This window comes from Phycicoccus sp. M110.8 (assembly GCF_032464895.1).
Classification (GTDB): domain Bacteria; phylum Actinomycetota; class Actinomycetes; order Actinomycetales; family Dermatophilaceae; genus Pedococcus.
Genome location: NZ_JAWDIC010000002.1, coordinates 310188 through 334305 on the forward strand (window position 1 = coordinate 310188; position 24118 = coordinate 334305).

Genomic DNA, 24118 nt, shown 5'->3' on the forward strand with positions numbered 1-24118 from the left:
CCGAAGTGGGGTGCATCTCCCACTTGAGGCCACCTGACCGCGGTCAGGCGCTCTGCCTGCGGGGCCCGGTGGCCCGAAGTGCGGGAGGAGGAGCTCGGGTCAGTCGGTCTCGTTCTTGAGCTCGCGCTGCATGAGCGCGCCGACGACGTCCTTGGGCGAGCGCCCGTCGTGGACCACCGCCGCCACCTGCTCGATGATCGGCACCCGGACGTCGTGCTGGTGCGCGAGCTGCAGGATCGACTCGCAGGACTTCACGCCCTCGGCCGTCTGCTTGGTCACCGCGACGACCTCGGCGACCGACATGCCCTTGCCGAGGTTGACCCCGAACGTGTGGTTGCGCGACAGCGGTGACATGCAGGTGGCGATGAGGTCGCCCACCCCGGCGAGGCCCGCGAACGTCATGACGTCGGCCCCCAGGGCCAGCCCTAGCCGGGTCGTCTCGGCCAGGCCGCGGGTGATGATCGAGGCCTTGGAGTTGTCCCCCATGCCGAGGCCCTCGGCCATGCCGACCGCGAGCGCGATGACGTTCTTGACGGCGCCGCTGATCTCGGTGCCGACGACGTCGGTGTTCGTGTACGGGCGGAAGTAGGGCGGGTTGGAGGCCCGCGCCACCATGTCGGCGACCGACTCGTCGATGCAGGCGACGACGCTGGCGGCAGGCTGCTTCTTGGCGATCTCGGGAGCGAGGTTGGGGCCCGAGACGACGACGATGCGGTCCTGCGGGACGCCGCCGGCCTCGTGGATCACCTCGCTCATCCGCTTGGTCGTGCCGAGCTCGACACCCTTCATCAGCGACACGACGGCCTTGGCGTCCCCGAGGAGGTGCCCCCAGGTCGCGAGGTTGGTCCGCAGCGTCTGGGACGGCACGGCCAGGACGACGATGTCGGCGCCCCGGACGGCCTCCTCGGGGTCCGTGGTCGCGGTCACCGTGGGCGGCAGGACGAGGTCCGGGAGGTAGTCGCGGTTGCAGCCGGCGTTGACCTGGTCGACGGCCTCCTGCCGGCGCCCCCACATCCGCACGGGGGTGCCCCCGTCGGCGAGCACGGCGGCATACGCGGTCCCCCAGCTGCCCGTGCCGAAGACCGCGGCGGTGCTCATCGACCACCCCGCTGGGAACGACGGAAGTTGCCGGTCTCGGGGAGCCCGTGGCTGCGGGAGTCGAAGCGCTCGGTGGGCGCCTGCTCGCCGCGGATCTGCTCGAGCTGGACGGTGAGCGCGGCCATGATCCGCGAGGTCGCCTCGCGCAGCAGGGTCGAGGTCACGGGCTGGTCGTACAGGTCGGACAGGTCGACCGGCGGCCCGGCGGTGACGTGCATGGTCTTGCGCGGCAGCAGCCGCAGCTTCTTGCCGTACGGCGCGAGGAGCTCCTGCGGACCCCACTGGGCGACGGGGATCACGGGGCAGCGGGTGGCGAGGGCGATGCGCGCGGCACCCGTCTTGCCGACCATGGGCCACAGGTCGGGGTCCCGCGTGAGGGTCCCCTCGGGGTACACGCCCACGGCCTTGCCCTCCTGCACCGCGGCCACCGCCGCGCGGAACGCGTCGGCCGCCTTGCCGGTGTTGCGGTAGACCGGGATCTGCTGCGCGGCGCGCAGGATCGCCCCCACGACGGGCACCCGGAAGACGCCCTCCTTGCCGAGGAAGAACGCCGGCCGCCCGTTGTCGAGCATGAAGTGGGCGAAGACCAGTGGGTCGGTGTACGAGAGGTGGTTCGGCGTGGCGACGAAACCGCCCTCCCGCGGGAGGTTCTCGGCACCGTGCCAGTCGCGCCGGGTCAGGACCATGAGCAGCGGCCGCAGGATCGCGACGACGGCTCGGTAGGCGAACGGCAGCGGGTCACGGCTGCGGGGGGCCACGTGCTCTCCATCTCCGGTGGGGGTTGTGCCTGAGCATCCTCGCCGGTCGAGGGGTCGGTGTCGAGCGGCCTCGCCAGCACTGGGACGATCGCCGTGATGACCGCATTCCCGTCCTGGCAGCTCGTCGTCCCCGTCAAGGGTGGCCCCGCGGCCAAGTCCCGCCTGCACCCGCCCGGTGGCGTCGACCGCGTCGAGCTCGCGCTCGCCCTCGCGACCGACTGCCTCACCGCGTGCGTCGCCGGTATGCCGCGTGGCTGCGTCCACGTCGTCACCTCGGACGCGACGGTGGCCGGGGTCGCTTCGGCGCTCGGCGCGCACGTGGTCGCCGACCCGGGCGCAGGCCTCGACGCGGCGGTGCTGGCCGGCCGTGACGCCGCCCTGGCCGACCATCCGGGGGCGGCGGTCGCGGTGCTGCTGGGCGACCTGCCGTCCCTGCGTGCCGAGGACCTGCGGGCCGCACTGCGCACGGCGTCGGCGCACGAGCGTGCGGTGGTGCCCGATGCGGACGGGACCGGCACGGTGTTGCTGACCGCCGTACCGGGCGCGGGCCTGGCCCCGGCCTTCGGGCAGGGCTCGGCGGCGCGGCACGAGGCCGCGGGGCACACGCGCCTCGAGCTGGACCTGCCGCGGCTGCGCCGGGACGTCGACGACGACGCCGCGCTGCGTGCCGCCCTCGCGCTCGGCGTGGGTGCCGCCACGGGAGCCGTGCTCTCCGGGGGTGGCTACGCTGCAGCCATGCAGGCCAGCGTGCACACCTTCGACGAGCAGGACGGGTCGGGCTCGGCCCTGCTCGACGACGGGCGCGAGGTGACCTTCACCGGTGAGGTGTTCGCGGCCAGCGCGCTGCGGCACCTGCGGCCCGGGCAGCGGGTCAGCATCGACCTCGCCGGCGCCGGTGGCCCCGTCAGCCGGCTGTGGATCGTCGGCATCGGCGACGACCAGACCATCGGCTGACCGGTCAGGCGACCTTGGGGCCGCCGACCTCGTAGTGGGCGCCGAGGGCGTCGAGCTTGTCCGAGAACCGCTCGTAGCCGCGGTAGATGAGGTCGATGCCGTGCACGGTCGACTGCCCCTCCGCCGCGAGCGCCGCGATGAGGTAGCTGAAGCCGCCGCGCAGGTCCGGGACCGTGATCTCGGCACCGCGCAAGGGCGTCGGGCCCGAGATGACGGCACTGTGGCGGAAGTTGGCCCGCCCGAACCGGCACGGTGACCCGCCCAGGCACTCGCGGTAGAGCTGGATGACGGCCCCCATCTCCGCGAGCGCCTCGGTGAAGCCGAGCCGGTTCTCGTAGACCGTCTCGTGCACGATCGACAGCCCGGTGGTCTGGGTGAGCGCGACGACGAGGGGCTGCTGCCAGTCGGTCATGAAGCCCGGGTGGACGTCGGTCTCGAGCACGAGCGACTGCAGCGTGTCCCCGGCGTGCCAGAACCGGATGCCCTCGTCGTCGATGTCGAACGCGCCGCCGATCTTCCGGAAGACGTTGAGGAACGGCATCATCGCCTGCTGCTGCGCACCCCGGACGTAGATGTCGCCCTTGGTGGCCAGCGCGGCACAGGCCCACGACCCGGCCTCGATGCGGTCCGGGATGGCCAGGTGGTCGTAGCCACCGAGCCGGTCGACGCCCTCGACCCGGATGACCCGGTCGGTCTCGACGCTGATGATCGCGCCCATCTTCTGCAGCACGGCGATGAGGTCGAGGATCTCCGGCTCCACGGCGGCGTTGCGCAGCTCGGTCACGCCGTTGGCGCGCACGGCCGTGAGCAGCACCTGCTCGGTCGCCCCGACGCTGGGGTACGGCAGCGAGATGCGGGTGCCGTTCAGCCCGTTGGGAGCGGTGAGCCGCAGGCCCTCGGGCCGCTTCTGGACGTCCGCCCCGAACTGCCGGAGCACGTCGAGGTGGTAGTTGATCGGGCGGTCGCCGATGCGGCACCCGCCCAGGTCGGGGATGAAGGCCTCGCCGAGGCGGTGCAGCAGCGGCCCGCACAGCAGCACCGGCACCCGGGAGGTGCCGGCGTGGGCGTCGATGTCCGCGACGTGGGCCTGCTCGACGTTGGTGGGGTCCAGCAGCAGCTCACCGTCGCGGTCGGTCGAGTCGATCTTGACGCCGTGGAGCTCGAGCAGCCCGGAGACGATCTTGACGTCGGAGATCTCCGGGACGCCTCGCAGACGGCACCGGTCCTCCGCCAGCAGGGCGGCGACCATCGCCTTCGAGACCAGGTTCTTGGCACCGCGCACCTCGATGTCACCCACGAGGGGGGCACCGCCGTCGACCCGAAGGAAGTTCGCCATGGCGCAAGCATCCCAAACGACGACGGCGGCCGGCACCCCGAGGGGTGCCGGCCGCCGTTCCGTGCGGAAAGGGGGTCAGGCCTTCTTGGCCGTCCGCTTCGCCGTGGACTTCTTCGCCGCCGCCGACTTCGTGGCGGTGGTCTTCTTCGCCGGCGTCGTCTTCTTGGCCGAGGCGGCCTTGGTGGCGGTCGTCTTCTTGGCCGTCGTTGTCCTGGCCGCCGTCGTCTTCTTCGCCGGGGTCGCCTTCCTGGCCGGGGCGGCCTTGGTGGCGGTCGTCTTCTTGGCGGTGGTGGTCTTGGCCGCCGTGGTCTTCTTCGCCGGGGTCGCCTTCTTCGTCGACGCCGCCTTGGTGGCCGTGGTCTTCCTGGCAGCCGTCGACTTCGTCGCGGTGGTCTTCTTCGCGGCGGTCGACTTCGCGGCCGTCGACTTGGCGGCGGTGGACTTCGTCGCCGTGGCCTTCTTGGCCGGGGTCGCCTTCTTGGCCCCTGCAGCCGCGGCCTTGGTGGCGGTCCCGGCAGCGGCGCGGGCACCGGCGGCGGCCGCCTTCGGCAGCGAGCGCGGGTTCTTGACGACGTCCTTGAACGCCGAGCCGGCGCGGAACTTGGGGACGACCGTCTTCTTGATCTTGACGGTGGCGCCGGTGCGCGGGTTGCGGCCGGTACGCGCCGCGCGCGCCGCCTGCTCGAACGTGCCGAAGCCGGTGATCGCGACACTGCCGCCCTTGGCGACCTCACGGATGATCACGTCGACCACAGCGGTCAGCGCCTCGCTGGCGGCCTTCCGGCTGCCCAGGCGCGACTCGAGCTCCTTGATCAGTTCTGCCTTGTTCACGTCTTCCCCTCCACAGGGTTGGTGACGCCGGACCCCCTTGGCCCGACAGGTTGGGCGGTCGAGCCGCTGCCCGACGTGGGTCTGACGTTAGGGCCGTTGAGGGTCCGAGTCCACCATGTCAAGAGCCTGATCCATTGTGTCGCAACGGATTTCCGGGCCCTCGGAGGTGGGTCCGGGCACTGTGGACGCCCTCGCACCCGGGACGCACGCTGAGGACCGCGTACGCGTACAGCGACCCGAAACCGTTGTGCTGCAACAGTTTCGGCAGGAGGTAGACGCACCTCTGGGCCCGTGGAAGGGCCTTCGGGGCCAGGGAACGGGTACGCCGGAGCAGGCAGGGAGGGACAGCCCGGATTGGCTGCCGCAACACGCCGTGTCGCGGCGCGCCGGACCCCTCAGGCGGAGGTGGTGACCGGCTTGTACGCCGGGCGGCTGGCCTCGAAGTCCGTGATGGACTGCTCGTGGCGCAGGGTGAGGCTGATGTCGTCCAGGCCCTCGAGCAGCCGCCAACGGGTGTAGTCGTCCACCTCGAAGGAGGCGACGATGTCGCCGGCGGTGACGGTGCGCGAGACCAGGTCGACCGTGACGGAGGCGCCCGGCTCGTTCTCGAGGTACTTCCAGATGAGCTCGATGTCGTCCTGGGCCAGCTGGGCGGTGAGCAGGCCCTGCTTGCCGCTGTTGCCGCGGAAGATGTCGGCGAACCTCGAGGACAGCACGACCCGGAAGCCGTAGTTCATCAACGCCCAGACGGCGTGCTCGCGGGAGGAGCCCGTGCCGAAGTCCGGGCCCGCCACGAGCACCGACCCCGCGGCATACGAGTCGTGGTTGAGGACGAACGTCTCGTCCTTGCGCCAGGCGGCGAACAGGCCGTCCTCGAAGCCGGTGCGCGTCACGCGCTTGAGGTAGACGGCAGGGATGATCTGGTCGGTGTCGACGTTGCTGCGGCGCAGCGGGACACCGATGCCGGTGTGGGTGGTGAAGGCCTGCATCAGAGGGTCCCCTCGTTCGCGCCGACGAGCTGGTCGAGGTCGGCCGGGCTGGACAGGGTGCCGCGCAGCGCGGTGGCCGCGGCGACGAGCGGGCTGACCAGGTGGGTGCGACCACCCTTGCCCTGCCGGCCCTCGAAGTTGCGGTTGGAGGTGGAGGCGCTGCGCTCCCCCGGCGCGAGCTGGTCGGGGTTCATGCCCAGGCACATCGAGCACCCGGGCAGGCGCCACTCGGCCCCCGCCTCGGTGAACACCTTGTCCAGGCCCTCCGCCTCGGCCTGGAGGCGCACGCGGGCCGAGCCCGGCACCACGAGCATGCGGACGCCGTCGGCGACCTTGCGGCCCTTGACGACCTCGGCCGCGGCGCGCAGGTCCTCGATGCGGCCGTTGGTGCAGGAGCCCACGAAGACGGTGTCGACCTTGATCTCGCGCAGCGGGGTGCCGGGCGTCAGGCCCATGTACTCCAGCGCGTGCCGGGCCGCTGCCTTGGCGGTGTCGTCACCGAGCGTCTCGGGGTCGGGGACGGCCTCGCCGAGCGGCAGGCCCTGGCCCGGGTTGGTGCCCCACGTGACGAACGGCGTGAGGGTGGAGGCGTCGAGGAAGACCTCGGCGTCGAAGACGGCGTCGTCGTCGGTGCGCAGCTGGTCCCAGTCGGCGACGGCGGCGTCCCAGTCGGCGCCGGTCGGCGCGTGCTCGCGGCCCTTGAGGTAGTCGTAGGTCGTCTCGTCGGGGGCGATCATGCCGGCGCGCGCACCGGCCTCGATCGACATGTTGCAGACCGTCATCCGCGCCTCCATGGACAGCGAGCGGATGGCGCTGCCGCGGTACTCCAGGACGTAGCCCTGGCCACCGCCGGTGCCGATCTTGGCGATCACGGCGAGCACGATGTCCTTGGCGGTGACGCCCGGCTGCAGCTCGCCCTCGACGGTCACGGCCATGGTGCGGAACGGCTTGAGCGGCAGGGTCTGGGTGGCGAGCACGTGCTCGACCTCGGAGGTACCGATGCCGAACGCCAGGGCGCCGAACGCGCCGTGGGTCGAGGTGTGCGAGTCGCCGCAGACGATCGTCATGCCGGGCTGGGTCAGGCCGAGCTGCGGGCCGACGACGTGGACGATGCCCTGCTCGGCGTCACCCATCGGGTGGAGCCGGACCCCGAACTCCTCGCAGTTGCGGCGCAGGGTCTCGACCTGCGTGCGGCTCACCGGGTCGGTGATCGGCCCCGGCGTGGTGGGGACGTTGTGGTCCTCGGTGGCGAGGGTGAGGTCCGGACGGCGCACCGGCCGCCCGGCCAGGCGAAGGCCGTCGAAGGCCTGGGGCGAGGTCACCTCGTGGACGAGGTGGAGGTCGATGTAGAGGAGGTCCGGCTCGCCCTCGGCTCGACGGACGACGTGGGCGTCCCACACCTTCTCGGCCAGCGTTCCCGACACGTTCCCCACTCCTTCGACCATGGCTCCGGCGAGCGCGACGCTGCGCCGTCCACCGAGCGTCGCACCTCCGACACGCAGGTGGATTTGCGTCTCAGGCAATGAGACGTCAATATCAGTGCATGGACAACACCAGTGGAGTCGGCGTTCTCGACAAGGCGGCCATCGTCCTGGGCGCCCTCGAGGCCGGGCCGTCGACCCTCGCCCAGCTGGTCACCGCGACCGGACTGGCCCGCCCCACGGCCCACCGGCTGGCCGTCGCCCTCGAGCACCACCGCCTCGTCACGCGCGACATCCAGGGCCGGTTCGTGCTCGGTCCGCGCCTGGCCGAGCTCGCCGCGGCCGCCGGTGAGGACCGGCTGCTCGCCGCCGCGGGCCCGGTCCTCGGCGCCCTGCGCGACCACACCAACGAGAGCGCGCAGCTGTTCCGCCGCCAGGGCGACCACCGCATCTGCGTCTCGGCGGCCGAGCGCCCCGTGGGCCTGCGCGACTCGATCCCGGTCGGGGCGACCCTGTCGATGCTCGCGGGCTCGGCAGCCCAGGTGCTGCTCGCCTGGGAGGAGCCGGACCGCCTGCACCGCGGCCTGCACGGCGCCAAGTTCACCGCCACGACCCTCTCCGGCGTCCGCCGCCGGGGCTGGGCGCAGAGCGTCGGCGAGCGCGAGGCGGGCGTCGCGTCGGTGTCGGCACCGGTGCGGGGCCCGAGCGGTCGTGTGGTCGCGGCGGTCTCGATCTCCGGCCCGATCGAGCGCCTCTCGCGCCAGCCCGGACGGCTGCACGCGGCGACCGTGATGGCCGGGGCCAACAAGCTCACCGAGGTGCTGGCCCGTCACCACGCCCAGCAGCAGCAGCAGAACAACGCCTGAGGGCCGGCCACGGCCGGCAGCCTGCGACGGCGGGACGTTCGACTCGGGCCGACGACGACGGCGCCGGCCGACGCTGGGAGCATGAGCCAGACCCGCACCTCCAGCCGACCAGACCCCTCCACCCGGGCAGCCGTCTCCAGCCGAGCAGGCACCGCCCGCCGCGCAAGGACTCCCCTCCCCGCGAGGACGTCCCGCGGCCGTGGAGCGCACGGCGGGCAGCCGCCGAGGCGCGAGGGGACGCAGACCACCCGGTACCTCGACGCGTGGCCGACGCGCCGGCTGATGGGGCTGCCGCTGTACCTGTGGCGCCTCGGTCTCGGACCGGTGACCGGCCGCGTGTGGATGGTCGTCACGACCACCGGCCGCAGGACCGGGCGGCCCCGACGCGTGCTGGTCTACCCGCACCGGGTCGGTGACCGCACCTACCTGTGGTGCCCGTACGGCGGCCGGTCGCAGTGGTTCCGCAACCTCACGGCCGACCCCGTCACCACCGTGCAGTACCGCGGTGAGACCCGGGTCGTGCGCGCCGAGCCGCTCACGGACGCCGACGAGGCCATGCAGGTCGTCAGCGCGCTGAGGACCTTCGGCCGCTCCTGGTTCGGCAGCTACCTCGCCTCCCAGGGCCTGCGCGACGACGACGAGGACCTGCGCGCCCACTGGCGCCGGCTGCACCTGCGCCGGCTCGACCCCACCACCGGCCCGGGTCCAGAGCCCCTGCGGGCCGACCGCGCGTGGCGGTGGGCCGTCCCGGCCGCCGCCCTGCTGTCGGGACGCCCCCTGCTGCGCCGGCGCCGCGCGGGCGGGCGACCCGCCGCGGCCGAGGAACCCACCACCGTCGCGCGACCCACCACCGCCGAGGAACCCGCCGCGGCCGAGTGACCGGCAGCCCGGCCGTGGGGACCTAGCCGCGGACGATCCGCTCGCGGGCCGTCTCCCCGCGCCGGCCGACCGGCACGGTCCCGGAGATCGAGGCGAGCCCGAAGGGCGCCGGCCCGGCATACACGCTCTCCGCCGCCGACACGGCATACGTCTCGTGCCAGATGGTGACGGCGGAGGGGTCGACGCGCACCGCGCGGTAGAAGTCCAGCCAGGCCGGCCGGTGCTCGAGCGGCTCGGCGTTGGCGTACGCGTAGATGTCCTCCACGCTGCGCCACCACTGGATCATCGTCGTACCCAGGCCGTGGACGGTCGAGCGGCTGCCGAGGTAGCCGAGCGACTCCGCCTCCCCACGAGCCGCGGCGGCCTTGTTGCGCTCGAGCTCGACGATCATGCGCGGCATCGCACGGACGGCGGTGCCGACGACGCCGACGCGCCACGGCTTGTGCACGCGCAGGCCGATGAGGAAGACCGCGAGCGGCCCTTCGTAGGCGTGGGTGACGCGTTCGACCATGCCGGGCTCCTTGGATAGTGGCGCTGTCCATCAGCGCTCTGCCATATTGGACAGCAGCACTATCCGATGTCAAGACCCCGAGGTGCCCATGCGGATCTCCGAGCTCGCCGAGACGACCGGCGTGCCCGTCCACACGCTGAAGTACTACCTGCGCGAGGGGCTGCTCATGCCCGGCGAGGCCACCAGCCGCACCCGCGCCGAGTACGGCCCCGAGCACGTGGAGCGGGTCCGGCTCGTGCGCGCCCTCGTCGAGCACGGCGGCGTCGGGATCGCCGGCATCTCCGCGATCCTGGCGGCCCTGGCCTCACCCCCGGCCTCGCGCAACGAGCTGCTCGGCATCGCGCACTACGCCCTGCCGACCGCGGGCGAGGACGGACCCGTGAGCGACGACGTCTCGGACCTCGTGGCCGACCTCGGCTGGAGCGTCTCGGCCCAGGCGCCCGCCTCCCGCGCCCTCGGCGTCGCCCTCGCGGCCGCGCGCGACGCCGGGGTCGGCGTGACGGCGGATGCCCTGCGCCGCTACGCGCAGGCCATGGAACAGGTCGCCGCCGTCGACCTGGACGTGGCGCTGGCGACGGACGACCCGGCGACCGCGATGCACACCGTGGTCGTCGGGACGGTCATGCTCGACCCCGTGCTGGTCGCGCTGCGACGCATGGCCCAGGAGTCGGTGAGCACACGCCGCGCATAGGCGGCCGACCGCGGGCAGCGGCCCCGGACCCCGGGAACGCGAAGAGCCCCCGTCCGGAGTGGACGGGGGCTCCTGCTCGCGTAGCCCCGACGGGATTCGAACCCGCGCTACCGCCTTGAGAGGGCGGCGTGCTAGGCCGCTACACAACGGGGCCCTAGCTGGTCTGCCGGTGACACCTCGCGGTGTCGGGCAGCGGAGAGAACCATACCGGCAGGTCGTGGATTTCTCCGAATCGGCGGGGTCTCACGCGGAGCTCCGCCGGAGCTGGGGTACCAGGACTCGAACCTAGACTAACTGAACCAGAATCAGTCGTGCTGCCAATTACACCATACCCCAAGGGGTATCACTCCCAGCGCGCCCGAAGGCCTTCAGGGGGTGAACCGAGGAGCGATACTACCGGGCCGTTCCTCGGCTTCCCAAATCGGCCCCGGTTGCGGACCGATGCGGCCGGGATCGCGCGCGGATCCCCGCACGCCTCAGGCGCGTTCGACCTCGCTCTTCGACTTCAGCACGCGGCTGCCGTCGTCCTGCTCGATGTCGTATGCCGGCTCGTCCTGGCTGGCGTCACGGGTCACCGTCGAGCCCTTGATCGTCCGTGACACGCGCTCGTGGTGGACCTCGGTGACGGTCCCCTCAGCCGTGGAGCTGCCCCACGTCCACCGGACCCTCGACCCCTTGCGGATGGACATCAGGCCCCCTCCCCCGTCGCGGCGTCGACGGTCGTCCCGCTGGCCGCGTCGGCCTCGGCGGCGTCGCGGAGCCGGACCAGCGTGGCCCGGATCCCGTTGCGGTTGCGGGTCGGGAAGCGCAGCAGCTCGACGAACAGGCGCGGCCCCGGCCCGTACATCGAGTAGTCGAAGGACTCGGTGACACGGGTGCGGTCGGCGCCCAGCGGCTCCAGCTCGTAGCGCCACCGGTGGCCGCCGAAGTGCCGCCAGGCGATCCGGCGCCCCTCCTCGAACTCGACGACCCGGTTGGAGATCCGGTAGGGCAGGCCGAACAGGCGCATGCGCGCGCCGAACTCCGACCCGCGCTCGAGCCGCGCCGGCCCCTCGACGACCTCCTGCACCGAGCCCGAGCCGTCGATGCGTGCGTGCTGGCGGGGGTCGGTGAGGATGGCGAAGACGGTCGCGGCGGGGGCTGCCACGTCGATGCTCTCGGTCACGATGCGGGTCATGACCCGACGCTAACCGCAGCACCGCCACCCCGCACCGCGCCGGCGGCGTGAGTCCCACCACGCGGCGGGCCCACGCCGCGGCACGCTCGCACCACCGGGCGTCCCGGTCAGGCGACGTCGGGCGAGGTCAGGCGAGGTCGTCGCGCAGTCGCTGCAGGCGGGCCAGCGTCGACGTGCGGCCGAGGATCTCCATGGACTCGAACAGCGGCGGGCTCACGCGCTGGCCGGACACCGCGGTCCGCAGCGGGCCGAACGCGAACTTCGGCTTGATGCCCAGACCGTCGACCACGGCCGCTCGCAGGGCCGCCTCGATCGCCGCGGCGTTCCACGTCGACTCCGAGCCGAGCACGCCGGACCGCTCGTCGCCGAGCTCGGTCAGGGCCGCGACGGCGGCGTCGAGCACCTGCGGGGCGTCCTCCTTGAGCTGGGCCCGGGCGTCGTCGGCGACCTCGAGGTCAGCGTCGGCGACGAAGAAGGGCCGGACCAGCGGCGCGGCCTCGGTGAGCAGCACCATGCGGGTCTGGATGAGCTCGGTGACCGACCGCAGCCGGGCCAGCTCGCCCAGGGTCGGCTCCGCGCCCAGCACACCGGCGTCGACGAGGTACGGCAGCAGGCGCGAGGCGAGCTCGCCGACCTCGAGGCCGCGCACGTAGACGCCGTTGAGCCAGTCGAGCTTCTTCAGGTCGAAGATCGGGCCGACCGGGTTGACCTTGCGCCAGTCGAAGTCCTTGCTGAACTCCTCGAAGGTGAAGACCTCGACGTCCTCACCCTCGGCGCCCTGTGCCGGCGGGTAGGCGAGCAGCGCGAGGAAGTTCACGAGCGCCTCGGGCAGGTAGCCCTGCTCGCGGAACCAGGTGAGCCGCGCGGCCGGGTTCTTGCGCTTGGAGATCTTGGACTTGTCGGTGTTGCGCAGCAGGGGCATGTGCGCCCACTTCGGCGGCTCCAGCCCCAGCCACCGGTAGAGCAGGATGTGCTTGGGGGTGCTGGAGATCCACTCCTCACCGCGCACGACGTGGGTGATGCCCATCTCGTGGTCGTCGACCACGACGGCGAGGTGGTAGGTCGGGAAGCCGTCGGCCTTGAGGATGACCTGGTCGTCGGGGCGCGGGGCGGAGACCCGTCCGCGGATGAGGTCCTCGAAGTGCAGCTCGACGTCCTCGGGGATGAGCATCCGCACGACGGGCGTCTCGGTGAAGCCGGGCAGCGCCGCCCGCTCCTCGCGCGTCTTGCCGTGGCAGAGACGGTCGTAGCCCGTGGGCTGCTTGGTCTTCTGCTGCACCTCGCGCATCTGCGCCAGCCGCTCGGTGGAGCACCAGCAGTGGTACGCCTTGCCCTCGGCCAGGAGCCGCTCGACGTACGGCCGGTACGTGTCGAGCCGCTCGGACTGGCGGTACGGCGCGTACGGGCCGCCTACGTCCGGCCCCTCGTCCCAGTGCAGCCCGAGCCAGTGCAGCATGTCGAACACCTGCTGCTCGCTGTCCTCGCGGAACCGCGCGCGGTCGGTGTCCTCGATGCGCAGGACGAACTTGCCGCCCTGCTGGCGCGCGAACGCGAGGTTGAACAGGGACATGTACGCGGTGCCCACGTGCGGGTCGCCGGTGGGCGACGGGGCGACGCGCAGGCGCGGGGTCTGGGAGGCGGTGTCAGTCATGGTGCCCCGATTCTAGGGACCGCCGGGACCCGGCTCGTATGCCGTCGAGCCCGGCCGGGTGCGCCCCGGCCGTGCCGACCCGGGTCAGCGGCGGACGAAGGTGTTGGTGAGGGTCCCGATGCCCTCGACCTCGACGTCGACCCGCTGGCCGGGGTCGACGAGGCCCACGCCCGCCGGCGTGCCCGTGAGCATGACGTCACCGGGGAGCAGGGTGAAGGCCGAGCTCGCGTGGGACACCAGGGTCTCCACGTCGAAGATCATGTCTGCCGTGGTGCCGTCCTGGCGGGTCTCGCCGTCGACGCGGCTGACGACGCGCAGGTCGGACACGTCGAGGTCGGTGTTGATCCACGGCCCCAGTGGCTTGGAGGTGTCGAAGCCCTTGGCGCGGCCCCACTGCCCGTCACCACGCTGCCAGTCGCGGGCCGTGACGTCGTTGGCGCAGGTGTAGCCGAAGACGACCTCCTTGACGCGCTCGCGCGGCACGTCCTTGGCGATCCGCCCGATCACGACGGCGAGCTCCGCCTCGTAGGAGATCTCCTTGGCCCCGGCGGGCATCACGACCGGGTCGCCGGGCCCGACGACCGCGGTGTTCGGGACGAGGAACATGAGCGGCTCCTCGGGCACCTCGCCACCCATCTCCCTGGCGTGGTCGGCGTAGTTCTTGCCGATGCCGATGATCTTGCTGCGGGGGATGACCGGCGACAGCAGCCGCACCTCCCCGACCGGGTACCGCTCGCCCGTGGGGACGATCGGCGTGTAGAGGGGGTCGCCCTGGACCTGGACGACGAACTCGCGTCCCGGCTCGCCCTCGACCACGCCGAATGCCGGGTCCTCACCTGTCGTGTACCTCGCGATGCGCACGAGCCGACCCTACCCACGAGGCCGCCGGCACGCCTCGGGTGCCCGAGCGTGCGGCGGGAACGCCCGTCAGCGGGCGCAGAACTCGCGCCGGTAGCGCTGCGGGCTCGTGCCGACGACGGACTGGAAGTGGGTCCGCAGCAGCGAGGCCGACCCGAAGCCACTGTGCGAGGCGACCGCCTCCACCGGCAGGTCGGTCTCCTCGAGCAGCTCGCGGGCGCGCAGCACCCGCTGCTGCACGATCCACTTGTGCGGCGTGGTGCCGGTCTCCGCCACGAACCGCCGCGCGAAGGTCCGCTCGGACATCATCGCCAGCCGGGCGAGGTCCGGGACCGTGTGCGGCTCGTCGAGGTGGTCGCTGATGTGGTCGAGCACCGGCTGGATGCTCGCGGCGTCGACCTGCGGCAGCGGGCTCTCGACGTACTGCCGCTGGCCGCCGTCGCGCTGCGGCGGCACCACCATCCGGCGCGCGATCCGCGTGGCGACGGCCGACCCCAGCTCGCGCCGCACGAGGTGCAGCACGGCGTCGATGCCGGCGGCGGTCCCGGCGCCCGTGACGATCTGGCCGTGGTCGACGTAGAGGACGTCCATCGAGACCTGGGTGCGCGGGAAGCGGCGGGCGAACTCTTCGGCATACCGCCAGTGCGTCACGGCGGTGAGCCCGTCGAGCAGGCCGGTCTCGCCCAGGATGAAGGCGCCCGTGCAGATCGACAGGACCGTGGCGCCGCGGGCGTGGGCGGCCCGGATGACGTCGAGCAGCTCCTGCGGGTAGGAGTCGCGGACCCCGCCGGCCGGCATCACGACGAGGTCGGCCCCGACCGCGTCCTGCCACTGGTGGGTGGGCACGAGCGCCCCACCGCTGGTGGTGGGGACGGGGACTCCCGGGGTCTCCCCGCAGGTCATGAACGTGAAGGGCGGCACGCCGTCGTCAGTGCGGTCGAGGCCGAACACCTCGCAGGCGATGGCGGTCTCGAACATGGCGACGGGGTCGGTGACGAGCGCGGCGATCGTGGACAGGGCCATGACCGGAGTATGGCAGAGAATTGGTCGTTCGCGTCAGTTCTGCCACTCGTGGCAGGATCGGCACGAGCGCACTATTCCTGTCATGACACTTCTCCTGCTCCTGGCCCTGACCACCGCGCTCGTCGCCGGCATCGAGCGGCACCACCGCCGCACCTGGGGCCTGCCCCGGGCACCGCACGGCGCCGACTCCTCGATCGCCTTCAGCGACCTCGACCACGACCTCGACCGCGTCCTGCACGACGCACAGGCCGCGGCCTGAGCACGGCCGGCCTGAGCACGGCCGGCCGGCTCAGAGCTCCGCGATCACCGCGCCGGCCATCACGGCATACCCCGTGTCGTTGGCGTGGAAGTCCAGCCGCGGCGGTGCCATCCAGGTCCACATCAGGATCCGCGCCAGGTTGAGCGGCACCGACCCGATGCCCGGGACCGGCACGAGCGGCGTCCAGCTCGTCGTCGAGAACGCGCCGGCCACGTCGGCCACGTCCGCCCCCTGCGCCGCGGCGGTCGCGGCGATGAGCCCGTCGAACGTCCCGAGGACGACCAGCGACTTCTGCGCCAGCGGCAGGCCGGACGGCCCCTGCAGCGCGTAGATCAGGAACGGGTCGTAGTAGTTGAGGACGACGATGTGGGCCTGCGGCGCGGCGGCGTGCAGCCGCTCCATGATCGTCGGCAGGTTCTGCCGCAGGGTGGCCAGCGCCGGGTCGATGCAGCTGTCCTGCAGGCCGGAGAAGCCGCACTTGGCGATGTCGTTGCCGCCGATGTCGAGGGTGACCAGCCGCGTCGTCAGCCGGTGGGCGTGGAGGAACTCGACCGCCTGGTCGAGCTGGCTGCCCTCCTCGTAGGTGCACCTGCCGCCGTCGATCATCGAGGTCGTCGTCTCGCCCGAGCACGCGAGGTTGACCAGCTTGGTCTTGGGCGCGGTCTGCTGCAGGGCCGCCAGCGTCGGCCCGGCATAGCCCTCGTTCGGGTGGTCGACCCCGAGCTGGTAGCCGGCGGCGAGCGAGTCGCCGAGCGACAGGTACCAGCCGGTGGCCTGCTGCTGCCCGCGGTCCGACGGCGCCGCGGAGGCGGCAGTCGGCGCGACGAGCAGCGCGACGGCTGCGAGGAACGTGACGAGGATGCGACGGCGCATGGGACCTCCCGGGACGTGGTGGCCCCACGCTGCCATCGCGCGGCCGGCAGCGCCATACGTCTCGTTAGGCTTGACAACCGATGACCGGGACCGTGATCGAGCAGCAGGCGTGGCGCGCGCTCGAGGCCGCCCACGCCGAGCGTGCCGACGCCGCCACCGCCGCGCACCGCGCCCGGCGCACCGGCGGGCGCCGCCACCCCGTCGAGGACTTCCTCTTCACCTACTACCCGTTCTCCGCCGGGCGGCTGCGCCGGTGGCACCCGGGTGCGGGCGTGGCCCTCGAGGCCGCGGGCGGCACCGAGCGCGCCGGGTGGCGGCACCACCGGACCGTCGGGGACGCCGTGGAGCTGGACACCGCGGCATACCTCGCGGACCGCGGGCGCACGGTCGACTTCGTCCGCCGGCTGGTGTCGGCGACGGCCGCCCGCCCGGCGCAGCTCGGCTGCTTCGGGCTGCACGAGTGGGCGATGGTCTACCGGCAGCGCGAGGAGGAGGTGCGGCACGCCGGCTGGCCGCTGAGGCTGGGCTCCTCGGGCACCGACGACCTCGTGGAGTCGCTGCGGATCCGCTGCACGCACTTCGACGCGTTCCGCTTCTACACCCCGCCCGCCCGGCCGCTGAACGTGCTGCAGCCGACCCGCGAGTCCCAGGTGGCCCTGGAGCAGCCGGGCTGCCTGCACGCGGGGATGGACCTCTACAAGTGGTGCATGAAGCTGGGGCCCGCCCTCCCCGGCGACCTCACCCTCGACGCGTTCGACCTCGCGCGCGAGATCCGCGAGCTCGACATGCGCGCCTCGCCGTACGACCTGAGTTCGCTGGGGTACGAGCCGGTGCCGGTCGAGACCCCGGCGGGGCGCGCGGAGTATGCCGCGGCGCAGCGGGACTTCGCCGACCGCGGCCAGGTGATCCGTGAGCGGCTCCTCCAGGCGCTGGACCGGTTGGTGCCGGTCAGCCAGACGGGGACTCCGTGAGGACTGCCCTCGAGGGGGCGAGGACGTCCTGGAGACGGCGCAGCAGCGCCTCGTCGACCCCGTCGGAGGCGCCCGCCTCCCGGAGCCCGTCGATCACCTCCAGGACCTGCGCGTCGAGCCAGGGCAGCGGCGGAGCTAGCCCGGCGTCGTCGGCGAAGTCCAGTGTGCTCTCCACGCGCGAGAACAGGCCGGTGAAGGAGCGCTCGTCGCCCCGGCCGGCCTCGAGGGCGTAGGCGAGCGCCGCCAGGAAGTCCACCCGGAAGGCCGCCGGGCCGTCCGGTTCCTCGTCGAGCTGGAGCTCCTCGCTGGCCAGGACCTCGCGGAGCAGGGCATCGCGGACCAGGCCATCGGACCGGCCGTCCCCGACCTCGAGCACGGCCCGGCGCAGCCACTCCCGGCAGACCTCAGCGCGCCGTCGACCGTCCTCGGTGTCGTCGAACCGAAGGACCGGGGCGAGCAGCCACGTGAGCAGCAACCCCAGCACCATCCGCTCGCGGGGCGGCAGGTCCGCCGCCTGCCCCTCCAGACCACTTCCGTCCATCGCCTCCCCCTCGCAGCAGAACTCGGAACGGCTCACCATCACCGGCCCACGCCACCTTGTCAACGGATGAGCGAGGCCACCACATGGGCAGCCGGGGACCGTCGACGAGCGGGGCCGTAGGCTGACCTGCTGTGTCCAAGGTTCTGACGTCCCTCCCTGTCGGTGAACGTGTCGGCATCGCCTTCTCCGGCGGTCTCGACACCTCGGTCGCGGTCGCGTGGATGCGTGAGAAGGGGGCCGTCCCCTGCACGTACACCGCGAACCTCGGCCAGTACGACGAGCCCGAGATCGACACCGTCCCGGGCCGCGCCGGCCAGTACGGCGCCGAGCTCGCGCGCCTCGTCGACTGCCGCTCGGCCCTCGTCGAGGAGGGCCTGTCCGCCATCGCCTGCGGCGCCTTCCACATCCGCAGCGGCGGCCGCACGTACTTCAACACCACTCCCCTGGGCCGCGCGGTCACCGGCACCCTGCTCGTGCGCGCCATGAAGGAGGACGGCGTCGACATCTGGGGCGACGGCTCGACCTTCAAGGGCAACGACATCGAGCGCTTCTACCGCTACGGCCTGCTGGCCAACCCCTCGCTGCGCATCTACAAGCCGTGGCTCGACGCCGACTTCGTGCACGAGCTCGGCGGCCGGCACGAGATGTCCCAGTGGCTCACGGCCCGCGACCTCCCCTACCGCGCGAGCGCCGAGAAGGCGTACTCCACGGACGCCAACATCTGGGGCGCGACCCACGAGGCCAAGACGCTGGAGTACCTCGACGAGTCGATGGAGGTCGTCGACCCGATCATGGGCGTCGCCTTCTGGGACGAGTCGGTGCACATCGCGTCCGAGGACGTGACGGTCCGGTTCGAGCAGGGCCGCCCCGTCGCGATCAACGGCGAGGACTTCGGCGGGGACGCCGTCGCCCTGGTCGACGAGGCCAACAAGGTCGGCGGCCGTCACGGCCTCGGCATGTCCGACCAGATCGAGAACCGCATCATCGAGGCGAAGTCGCGCGGCATCTACGAGGCCCCCGGCCTGGCGCTGCTGCACATCACCTACGAGCGGCTGCTCAACGCGATCCACAACGAGGACACCATCGCGAGCTACCACGCCGAGGGCCGCCGGCTGGGCCGTCTGCTCTACGAGGGCCGCTGGCTCGACCCGCAGTCGCTCATGCTGCGCGAGTCGCTGCAGCGCTGGGTCGCCTCGGCCGTCACGGGCGAGGTCACCCTGCGGCTGCGGCGCGGTGACGACTACTCGATCATCCGCACCGAGGGCCCGGCGTTCTCCTACCACCCCGAGAAGCTCTCGATGGAGCGCACCGAGGACGCGGCCTTCGGCCCCGTCGACCGCATCGGCCAGCTCACCATGCGCAACCTCGACATCGCCGACAGCCGGGCCAAGCTCGAGCTGTATGCCGCGCAGGGCCAGCTCGTGCGCCGTCACCAGGACCTCGTGGGTGACCTCGAGCCCGGCGGCGCGCGTGCCATCTCGGCGAACCCGAGCGCGGCCGACGTCGACGAGCAGGACGACGCCCTCGACCGCGCGGCGATCGAGTCCGGCACCGACTGACCCAACCCTCGCCTTTCGCGCAAAACGGCGGTTGCGCGGCATACCGCGGGTTGTTGTCCCGCGGGTTGCCGCGCAACCGCCGTTTTGCGAATCCCACCGGGCGCGTCCGACGCCCGCTGATGGCTCAGCCGGGGGGTGAGAGCAGGCCTCGCTGGATCGCGATGGACATCGCCTCGAGCTTGCTGTGCGCGCCGAGCTTGGCCGACAGGTTCGAGACGTGGTTGCGGACGGTGTTGACGCTGACGACGAGCTCGGCGGCGATGGCGGCGTTCGACAGGCCGCGCGCCAGCATGGCCAGGACCTCCTCCTCGCGGCGGGTGAGGGTCGGTCCGGGCGCCGGGCTGCGGGTCAGCTTCGGCAGCAGCCGGGCCAGCATCTCCGGGGAGATGGTCGCCTCACCCTGCGCCGCGGCCCGCACGGCGCTGGTCACCTCACCGAGGCTGCGCGTCTTGGAGAGGAACCCGGCCGCGCCCGCCTCCAGCGCACGCACGAGCACGTCGTCCGAGCTCGAGCCGGTCAGGACCAGCACGTTCATGCTGGGCCGCAACGCCTTGAGGCCGGCGATCGCCTCGACCCCGTCCCCGTCCGGCAGCCTCCGGTCGAGGATGAGCACGTCGGGAGCGGCCGACTGCACCCGCGCGCGGGCCTGGGCGATGCTGTTCGCCAGCCCGACGGTCCTCACGTCCGGCTCGTCGTCGAGGACGCGCGCCAGGCTGGCAGCCACCACCTCGTGGTCGTCGACGATCACGACACGGATCGGCTGCCCCACCCCGGCGTCCTGCGCCACCTCGGCCCCTTCGCTCACGACACCACCTCCGCGCCTAGTATCCATGCACTACCGGCCGGGAAGCGCGCGCACCGGCATCGAGCCCCCCATCCGGCGGCAGAATGAATTGCCAACGAAACCCCTCGCCGCGTCAGGAATGTCCGTGTCCCCGCTCCGCGTGCTCGTCGCCGACGACCACCCGCAGATGCTCGCCGCGCTCGTGCACGTCATCGAGTCCGACGGCCGGTTCACCGTGGTCGCCCAGGCCTCCAGCGGGGACGACGCCCTGCGGCTGGCGTCCGAGATCGCCGTCGACGTGGCCCTCCTCGACATCCGTATGCCGGGCGGTGGGGCGGGAGCCGTCGCCGCCGTCGCCGCACTGCCCGGCGCCCCCGTCGTCGTCGCGGTCTCGGCCGACGTCACCGCCAGCACCGTGGCCTCGGTCGTCCGCGCTGGAGCGGTCGGCTACCTCACGAAGGGCCAGATCGGCGAGGCCCTGCCGGACCTGCTGGCCCGGTGCGCGGCCGGTGAGGTCGTCCTCGCGACGGAGACGGCGGCCGGCGCGCTGCGCACCCTGACGCGTCACTGAGCGCGAGCAGCCCGGTGCGCGTCGGCCGCCCGTACGGCGAGCCCTCCCCCTCGGTGCCTACGATGAGCCAGCGACCACCGCGGGTCGGGACCTGGAGGGGACGGGCATGGCAGAGGGCGACTGGCTCGCGATCGACGACGGGGCCGATGTCGGACCCCAGGTCATCTTCGGCATGGACGCCGAGGGGCGGTGCACCCTGTCGGTGGGACCGGGGCTGATGGCGATCGGGCTGGGCCACAACGAGCTCCTCGGCCAGAGCTTCTTCGACGTCTACCGGGACGACCCGCTGGCCACCGAGGCCATCAGCAGGGCGCTGGCCGGCGAGCGCTTCCACGGAGAGCGGGAGTTCCAGGGCAGGCGGCTCGCGCTGCACTTCGAGCCGCTCGTCGACGAGACGGGTCGGCTCACGGGCGCGGTCGGCGTGGCCACGGACGTGACCGAGCAGCGGGCCCGCGAGACGGCGGCGGCGGCCGACCGGCGACGCGTGGAGGACCTGGCGTCCGACCTCAGCCGGTTCAAGGCCCTCGTCGACGCCTCCCCCGACTTCATCGCCATCGCCTCGCTCGACGGCACGGTCGAGTACCTCAACCCCGGTGGGCGGACGCTCATCGGCATGCCCGCCGACACCGACGTGCGCCGGACGACCATCGCCGACTACCTGACCCCGGAGGGCCTGGTCGCCTCCGTCGAGGTCGAGCAGCCCGCCGTCGTCCGCGACGGGCACTGGGAGGGGCAGACGACCCTCAAGAGGTGGCAGTCCGACGCGGCGATCCCCGTCGTCGTGGCCAGCTTCCTCATGCGCGACATCAGCACGGGCGAGCCGTTCGCACTTGCCACCGTGCAGCGCGACATCACCGAGCGGGTCGCCGCGGAGGCCGCCCTGCGTGACCTCGTCGAGCAGCGCTCGGCTCTGCTCACCCGACTCGTGGACGCCCAGGACGCCGAGCGGGCCAGGATCGCCGCGGACGTCCACGACGACCCGGTCCAGGCCTGCGCCGCCGTGGACCTGCGGCTCGGCCTGCTGCGCCGCAGGTTGCGCGAGCACGCGCCGGACCTGCTGCCCGAGCTCGACGGGCTGCAGGAGAGCGTGCGGGGGGCCACGGACCGCCTCCGGGCCCTGCTGTTCGACCTCGAGCCGCCGGACCTGCACGAGGGCGTCACCCCCGCGCTGGCGCGGGCCGTCGAGGAGGTGTTCGAGGGCACCGACGTCATCCGCTCCGTCGACGGCACCGGCGAGCCGGAGATGCCCGAGTCCACCCGGGCCGTCGCCTACCGGATCGCCAAGGAGGCCCTCGTCAACGCCTTCAAGCACGCCCGCGCCCAGCACGTCTCGGTGCTGGTGTCGGGGGTCGACGACGGCCTCCAGGTCCTCGTCGACGACGACGGCGTGGGTCCCGGCGACGGCGTCGAGTCCTCGCTGCCCGGGCACCGGGGCGTGTCCGGCATGCGTGACCGGGCCACCCTGGCGGGCGGCCGGTGCTCGGTGGAGGAGCGCCCCGAGGGCGGCACGCGCGTCTCGCTGTGGCTGCCCGGTACGCACTGATCCCCATGCACTAGGCGAATTGCGACCGCGGCACCGGGCGGCGAGGGTCGCCCGTGCGCGAGGGTAAGGAGTACGCCGACCGGTCCACGTCCCCTGAGGGCCGGTCGGCGCTCCACCGCCCGGCCTCCCCGCAGACGCCTGGGCGTTCCGAGCACCGGCCGGTCCCGGCATACCCCCCCCTGCGCCGAGGACCGGTCGGTGCTCGACTTCGTCCCGGCAGGCAGGCGGATGGCTCCCCACCCGCACGGGCCCCAGGCCCCGGCCCGCGCTACCGGACAGGGACGCCCGCGCGCACCAGGCCGTAGGTGACGCCGTCCACGAGCGCCTGCCACGACGCCTCGATGATGTTGCCGGCCACGCCGATGGTCTCCCAGGAGGTGGACCCGTCGGAGGTCTCGATGAGCACGCGGGTGACCGCGTCGGTGCCGTGCGCCGCGTCGAGGATGCGGACGCGGAAGTCGATCAGCTCGAGCTTGTCGAGCTCGGGGTATGCCGGGACGAGCGCCTGCCGCAGCGCGTGGTCGAGCGCGTTGACGGGGCCGTTGCCCTCGCCGGTCGCGACGACCCGCTGGCCACCGGCCACCACCTTCACCGTGGCCTCGGACAGCGCGTCCTCGCCACCACGGGCGTCGGTGATGACCCGCCAGGACTCGACCTCGAAGAAGTCGTGCGTGGCGCCCTCCACCTCGCGGCGCAGCAGCAGCTCGAACGACGCGTCGGCCGCGTCGAAGGTGTAGCCGCGCAGCTCGAGCTCCTTGACCGTCGCGAGGACGCGGGCCAGCAGCTCCGGGTCGCCCGACAGGTCGTAGCCCAGCTCGCGGCCCTTGAGCTCGATCGAGGCACGGCCGGCCATGTCCGACACGAGCATGCGCATGTCGTTGCCGACGTGCTGCGGGTCGGTGTGCTGGTAGAGGTCGGGGTCGACCTTGATCGCGCTGGCGTGCAGACCGGCCTTGTGCGCGAACGCGCTGGCGCCGACGTAGGGCTGGCGCGAGTAGGGCGGGACATTCGTGATCTCGCTGATCGAGTGCGCGATCCGCGTCGCCTCGCGCAGCCGCTCGGGCTGCAGCAGGGGCAGCCCACGCTTGATCTGCAGGTTGCTCACGACGGTGAGCAGGTCGGCGTTGCCGGTGCGCTCGCCGTACCCGTTGATGGTGCCCTGGACGTGGCTGGCGCCCGCCTCGACGGCCGCCATCGAGTTCGCCACGGCGCACCCGGTGTCGTTGTGGCAGTGGATGCCGACGCGACCCGCGGTGGCGGCGACGGTGTCCCCCACGACATCGGCCACCTGGCCGGGCAGCATGCCGCCGTTGGTGTCGCACAGGGCCACGACCTCGGCGCCCGCCTCGAGCGCGGTGCGCACGACCTCGAGCGCGTAGGCGCGGTCCGCGGCATACCCGTCGAAGAAGTGCTCGGCATCCAGGAACACCCGCCGGCCCTCGCCGGTGAGGAAGGAGACGGTGTCGCGCACCATGGCGAGGTTCTCCTCCAGGGTGGTGCGCAGCGCTGACTCGACGTGGCGCACGTGCGACTTCGCCACGAGGGTGACGACCGGCGCCTGGGAGTCGAGCAGGGCGCAGACCAGCGGGTCGTCGGCAGCCACGCCGCCGGCCCGCCGGGTCGCGCCGAACGCCGCGAGCGTGGCGTTGCGCAGCTGCAGCTCGGTGCGGGCCCGGGCGAAGAACTCCGTGTCCTTGGGGTTCGCGCCCGGCCAGCCGCCCTCGATGAAGCCGACGCCCAGCTCGTCGAGGTGCGCCGCGATGGCGAGCTTGTCGGCGACGGAGAGGTTGAGCCCCTCCTGCTGCGCGCCGTCGCGCAGGGTCGTGTCGTAGACGTGCAGGTCGCTCATCGTGGGTCCTCGGGGCCGTTCTCGCGGGCGGGCCACCGCAGGGTGGCCCGTGACGTCTGTCGTCCTGGTGGTCATTGTCCTCCGCCGTGCCCGACGTCCGGCGGGGGTGGGCCGGGACGTCGCCA

Annotated in this window: 25 protein-coding genes and 2 tRNA genes; 9 read left to right on the forward strand and 18 right to left on the reverse strand. The window is 72.7% G+C overall.

Translation table 11 applies throughout. The features are described from left to right. Positions 1-99: 99 nt before the first annotated feature. Together RKE38_RS12965 and RKE38_RS12970 are read right to left on the reverse strand one after the other, a co-directional pair. Entirely contained in the window at positions 100-1098 is a 999-nt protein-coding gene (locus tag RKE38_RS12965; protein WP_316007903.1) for an NAD(P)H-dependent glycerol-3-phosphate dehydrogenase, read from the reverse strand. Continuing rightward, a complete protein-coding gene (locus RKE38_RS12970; protein WP_316007904.1) occupies positions 1095-1856 on the reverse strand; it encodes a lysophospholipid acyltransferase family protein in 762 nt (253 codons plus the stop codon). Before RKE38_RS12970 ends, RKE38_RS12965 begins: the two co-directional genes overlap by 4 nt. A 96-nt stretch (positions 1857-1952) precedes the next feature. Between RKE38_RS12970 and cofC the strand changes: the two genes are divergently transcribed. Continuing rightward, a complete protein-coding gene (gene cofC, locus RKE38_RS12975; protein WP_316007905.1) occupies positions 1953-2810 on the forward strand; it encodes a 2-phospho-L-lactate guanylyltransferase in 858 nt (285 codons plus the stop codon). A 4-nt stretch (positions 2811-2814) separates the two neighbouring features. Here the strand turns inward: cofC and murA are convergent, their stop codons facing one another. The 4 genes from murA to leuC form a co-directional block, all read right to left on the reverse strand. Continuing rightward, positions 2815-4146 carry a UDP-N-acetylglucosamine 1-carboxyvinyltransferase gene (gene murA, locus RKE38_RS12980; RefSeq protein WP_316007906.1) on the reverse strand — a complete coding sequence of 444 codons (1332 nt, stop codon included), beginning with the start codon at positions 4144-4146 and terminating at the stop codon, positions 2815-2817. A 75-nt stretch (positions 4147-4221) separates the two neighbouring features. After that, the gene (locus tag RKE38_RS12985) at positions 4222-4977 is read right to left on the reverse strand and encodes an HU family DNA-binding protein (protein ID WP_316007907.1); all 756 of its coding nucleotides are present in this window, start codon (positions 4975-4977) and stop codon (positions 4222-4224) included. Positions 4978-5372: 395 nt separating this feature from the next. Then, positions 5373-5966, reverse strand: coding sequence for a 3-isopropylmalate dehydratase small subunit (leuD, locus tag RKE38_RS12990; RefSeq protein WP_316007908.1), 594 nt, complete (start codon positions 5964-5966; stop codon positions 5373-5375). Further along, on the reverse strand, positions 5966-7390 hold the full coding sequence (gene leuC, locus RKE38_RS12995; RefSeq protein WP_316007909.1) for a 3-isopropylmalate dehydratase large subunit: 1425 nt from the start codon (positions 7388-7390) through the stop codon (positions 5966-5968). The genes leuD and leuC overlap by 1 nt, the downstream gene beginning before the upstream one ends. Positions 7391-7509: 119 nt before the next feature. Between leuC and RKE38_RS13000 the strand changes: the two genes are divergently transcribed. Continuing rightward, positions 7510-8253 (forward strand): IclR family transcriptional regulator, encoded by a 744-nt coding sequence (locus RKE38_RS13000; RefSeq protein ID WP_310155224.1) that lies wholly within the window; start codon positions 7510-7512, stop codon positions 8251-8253. Between the two features lie 81 nt (positions 8254-8334). Next, a complete protein-coding gene (locus RKE38_RS13005) occupies positions 8335-9132 on the forward strand; it encodes a nitroreductase family deazaflavin-dependent oxidoreductase (RefSeq protein ID WP_316007910.1) in 798 nt (265 codons plus the stop codon). 22 nt (positions 9133-9154) lie between these two features. On the opposite strand, the gene RKE38_RS13010 is transcribed toward RKE38_RS13005, so the two are convergent. Next, positions 9155-9643 (reverse strand): monooxygenase family protein, encoded by a 489-nt coding sequence (locus RKE38_RS13010; protein ID WP_316007911.1) that lies wholly within the window; start codon positions 9641-9643, stop codon positions 9155-9157. Positions 9644-9731: 88 nt separating this feature from the next. Between RKE38_RS13010 and RKE38_RS13015 the strand changes: the two genes are divergently transcribed. Beyond that, on the forward strand, positions 9732-10334 hold the full coding sequence (locus RKE38_RS13015; protein WP_316007912.1) for a MerR family transcriptional regulator: 603 nt from the start codon (positions 9732-9734) through the stop codon (positions 10332-10334). An 81-nt stretch (positions 10335-10415) separates the two neighbouring features. Here RKE38_RS13015 and RKE38_RS13020 read toward each other — a convergent pair. The 7 genes from RKE38_RS13020 to RKE38_RS13050 all read right to left on the reverse strand — a co-directional run bounded on the left by RKE38_RS13020 (position 10416) and on the right by RKE38_RS13050 (position 15043). After that, positions 10416-10488, reverse strand: a tRNA-Glu gene (locus RKE38_RS13020). A 110-nt stretch (positions 10489-10598) separates the two neighbouring features. Continuing rightward, a tRNA-Gln gene (locus RKE38_RS13025) sits at positions 10599-10670 on the reverse strand. A gap of 140 nt (positions 10671-10810) precedes the next feature. Then, entirely contained in the window at positions 10811-11023 is a 213-nt protein-coding gene (locus tag RKE38_RS13030) for a DUF2945 domain-containing protein (protein WP_316007913.1), read from the reverse strand. Continuing rightward, positions 11023-11511 carry an SRPBCC family protein gene (locus RKE38_RS13035; protein WP_316007914.1) on the reverse strand — a complete coding sequence of 163 codons (489 nt, stop codon included), beginning with the start codon at positions 11509-11511 and terminating at the stop codon, positions 11023-11025. The genes RKE38_RS13030 and RKE38_RS13035 overlap by 1 nt, the downstream gene beginning before the upstream one ends. A 127-nt stretch (positions 11512-11638) precedes the next feature. Beyond that, complete coding sequence (gene gltX, locus RKE38_RS13040) at positions 11639-13162, reverse strand: glutamate--tRNA ligase (protein ID WP_316007915.1); 1524 nt, start codon at positions 13160-13162, stop codon at positions 11639-11641. 84 nt (positions 13163-13246) lie between these two features. Next, positions 13247-14023 carry a fumarylacetoacetate hydrolase family protein gene (locus RKE38_RS13045; protein WP_316007916.1) on the reverse strand — a complete coding sequence of 259 codons (777 nt, stop codon included), beginning with the start codon at positions 14021-14023 and terminating at the stop codon, positions 13247-13249. Between the two features lie 66 nt (positions 14024-14089). Continuing rightward, positions 14090-15043, reverse strand: a complete 954-nt coding sequence (locus RKE38_RS13050; protein ID WP_316007917.1) for a GlxA family transcriptional regulator — start codon at positions 15041-15043, stop codon at positions 14090-14092. Positions 15044-15125: 82 nt separating this feature from the next. Here RKE38_RS13050 and RKE38_RS13055 point away from each other — a divergent pair, with 82 nt between their 5' ends. Then, positions 15126-15302 carry a hypothetical protein gene (locus RKE38_RS13055; protein WP_310155198.1) on the forward strand — a complete coding sequence of 59 codons (177 nt, stop codon included), beginning with the start codon at positions 15126-15128 and terminating at the stop codon, positions 15300-15302. Positions 15303-15332: 30 nt separating this feature from the next. Here the strand turns inward: RKE38_RS13055 and RKE38_RS13060 are convergent, their stop codons facing one another. Beyond that, a complete protein-coding gene (locus RKE38_RS13060) occupies positions 15333-16175 on the reverse strand; it encodes a GDSL-type esterase/lipase family protein (protein ID WP_316007918.1) in 843 nt (280 codons plus the stop codon). An 80-nt stretch (positions 16176-16255) separates the two neighbouring features. Here RKE38_RS13060 and RKE38_RS13065 point away from each other — a divergent pair, with 80 nt between their 5' ends. Beyond that, positions 16256-17146, forward strand: a complete 891-nt coding sequence (locus tag RKE38_RS13065) for a 3-methyladenine DNA glycosylase (protein ID WP_316007919.1) — start codon at positions 16256-16258, stop codon at positions 17144-17146. On the opposite strand, the gene RKE38_RS13070 is transcribed toward RKE38_RS13065, so the two are convergent. After that, the gene (locus tag RKE38_RS13070) at positions 17124-17687 is read right to left on the reverse strand and encodes a hypothetical protein (RefSeq protein WP_316007920.1); all 564 of its coding nucleotides are present in this window, start codon (positions 17685-17687) and stop codon (positions 17124-17126) included. The genes RKE38_RS13065 and RKE38_RS13070 overlap by 23 nt on opposite strands. Before the next feature lie 131 nt (positions 17688-17818). On the opposite strand from RKE38_RS13070, the gene argG reads away from it, so the two are divergent. After that, entirely contained in the window at positions 17819-19246 is a 1428-nt protein-coding gene (argG, locus tag RKE38_RS13075; protein WP_316007921.1) for an argininosuccinate synthase, read from the forward strand. Between the two features lie 124 nt (positions 19247-19370). On the opposite strand, the gene RKE38_RS13080 is transcribed toward argG, so the two are convergent. Beyond that, positions 19371-20051, reverse strand: coding sequence for a response regulator transcription factor (locus RKE38_RS13080; RefSeq protein WP_316007922.1), 681 nt, complete (start codon positions 20049-20051; stop codon positions 19371-19373). A gap of 124 nt (positions 20052-20175) precedes the next feature. On the opposite strand from RKE38_RS13080, the gene RKE38_RS13085 reads away from it, so the two are divergent. Continuing rightward, positions 20176-20601 (forward strand): response regulator, encoded by a 426-nt coding sequence (locus RKE38_RS13085; RefSeq protein WP_316007923.1) that lies wholly within the window; start codon positions 20176-20178, stop codon positions 20599-20601. A 106-nt stretch (positions 20602-20707) separates the two neighbouring features. Next, positions 20708-22144: a PAS domain-containing protein gene (locus tag RKE38_RS13090; protein WP_316007924.1), complete on the forward strand. Its 1437-nt coding sequence runs from the start codon at positions 20708-20710 to the stop codon at positions 22142-22144. Between the two features lie 268 nt (positions 22145-22412). On the opposite strand, the gene cimA is transcribed toward RKE38_RS13090, so the two are convergent. Further along, positions 22413-23993: a citramalate synthase gene (gene cimA, locus RKE38_RS13095; RefSeq protein ID WP_316007925.1), complete on the reverse strand. Its 1581-nt coding sequence runs from the start codon at positions 23991-23993 to the stop codon at positions 22413-22415. Positions 23994-24118: the final 125 nt, after the last annotated feature.

What these genes read in the sequence shown, in the direction of transcription:
- RKE38_RS12965 (WP_316007903.1), bottom strand. Translation starts at nt 1,098, where the DNA reads ATGAGCACCGCCGCGGTCTTCGGCACGGGCAGCTGGGGGACCGCGTAT.
- cofC (WP_316007905.1), top strand. Translation starts at nt 1,953, where the DNA reads ATGACCGCATTCCCGTCCTGGCAGCTCGTCGTCCCCGTCAAGGGTGGC.
- murA (WP_316007906.1), bottom strand. Translation starts at nt 4,146, where the DNA reads ATGGCGAACTTCCTTCGGGTCGACGGCGGTGCCCCCCTCGTGGGTGAC.
- leuD (WP_316007908.1), bottom strand. Translation starts at nt 5,966, where the DNA reads ATGCAGGCCTTCACCACCCACACCGGCATCGGTGTCCCGCTGCGCCGC.
- RKE38_RS13000 (WP_310155224.1), top strand. Translation starts at nt 7,510, where the DNA reads ATGGACAACACCAGTGGAGTCGGCGTTCTCGACAAGGCGGCCATCGTC.
- RKE38_RS13005 (WP_316007910.1), top strand. Translation starts at nt 8,335, where the DNA reads ATGAGCCAGACCCGCACCTCCAGCCGACCAGACCCCTCCACCCGGGCA.
- RKE38_RS13010 (WP_316007911.1), bottom strand. Translation starts at nt 9,643, where the DNA reads ATGGTCGAACGCGTCACCCACGCCTACGAAGGGCCGCTCGCGGTCTTC.
- RKE38_RS13015 (WP_316007912.1), top strand. Translation starts at nt 9,732, where the DNA reads ATGCGGATCTCCGAGCTCGCCGAGACGACCGGCGTGCCCGTCCACACG.
- RKE38_RS13030 (WP_316007913.1), bottom strand. Translation starts at nt 11,023, where the DNA reads ATGTCCATCCGCAAGGGGTCGAGGGTCCGGTGGACGTGGGGCAGCTCC.
- RKE38_RS13035 (WP_316007914.1), bottom strand. Translation starts at nt 11,511, where the DNA reads ATGACCCGCATCGTGACCGAGAGCATCGACGTGGCAGCCCCCGCCGCG.
- gltX (WP_316007915.1), bottom strand. Translation starts at nt 13,162, where the DNA reads ATGACTGACACCGCCTCCCAGACCCCGCGCCTGCGCGTCGCCCCGTCG.
- RKE38_RS13050 (WP_316007917.1), bottom strand. Translation starts at nt 15,043, where the DNA reads ATGGCCCTGTCCACGATCGCCGCGCTCGTCACCGACCCCGTCGCCATG.
- RKE38_RS13055 (WP_310155198.1), top strand. Translation starts at nt 15,126, where the DNA reads ATGACACTTCTCCTGCTCCTGGCCCTGACCACCGCGCTCGTCGCCGGC.
- RKE38_RS13060 (WP_316007918.1), bottom strand. Translation starts at nt 16,175, where the DNA reads ATGCGCCGTCGCATCCTCGTCACGTTCCTCGCAGCCGTCGCGCTGCTC.
- RKE38_RS13065 (WP_316007919.1), top strand. Translation starts at nt 16,256, where the DNA reads ATGACCGGGACCGTGATCGAGCAGCAGGCGTGGCGCGCGCTCGAGGCC.
- RKE38_RS13070 (WP_316007920.1), bottom strand. Translation starts at nt 17,687, where the DNA reads ATGGACGGAAGTGGTCTGGAGGGGCAGGCGGCGGACCTGCCGCCCCGC.
- RKE38_RS13090 (WP_316007924.1), top strand. Translation starts at nt 20,708, where the DNA reads ATGGCAGAGGGCGACTGGCTCGCGATCGACGACGGGGCCGATGTCGGA.
- cimA (WP_316007925.1), bottom strand. Translation starts at nt 23,993, where the DNA reads ATGAGCGACCTGCACGTCTACGACACGACCCTGCGCGACGGCGCGCAG.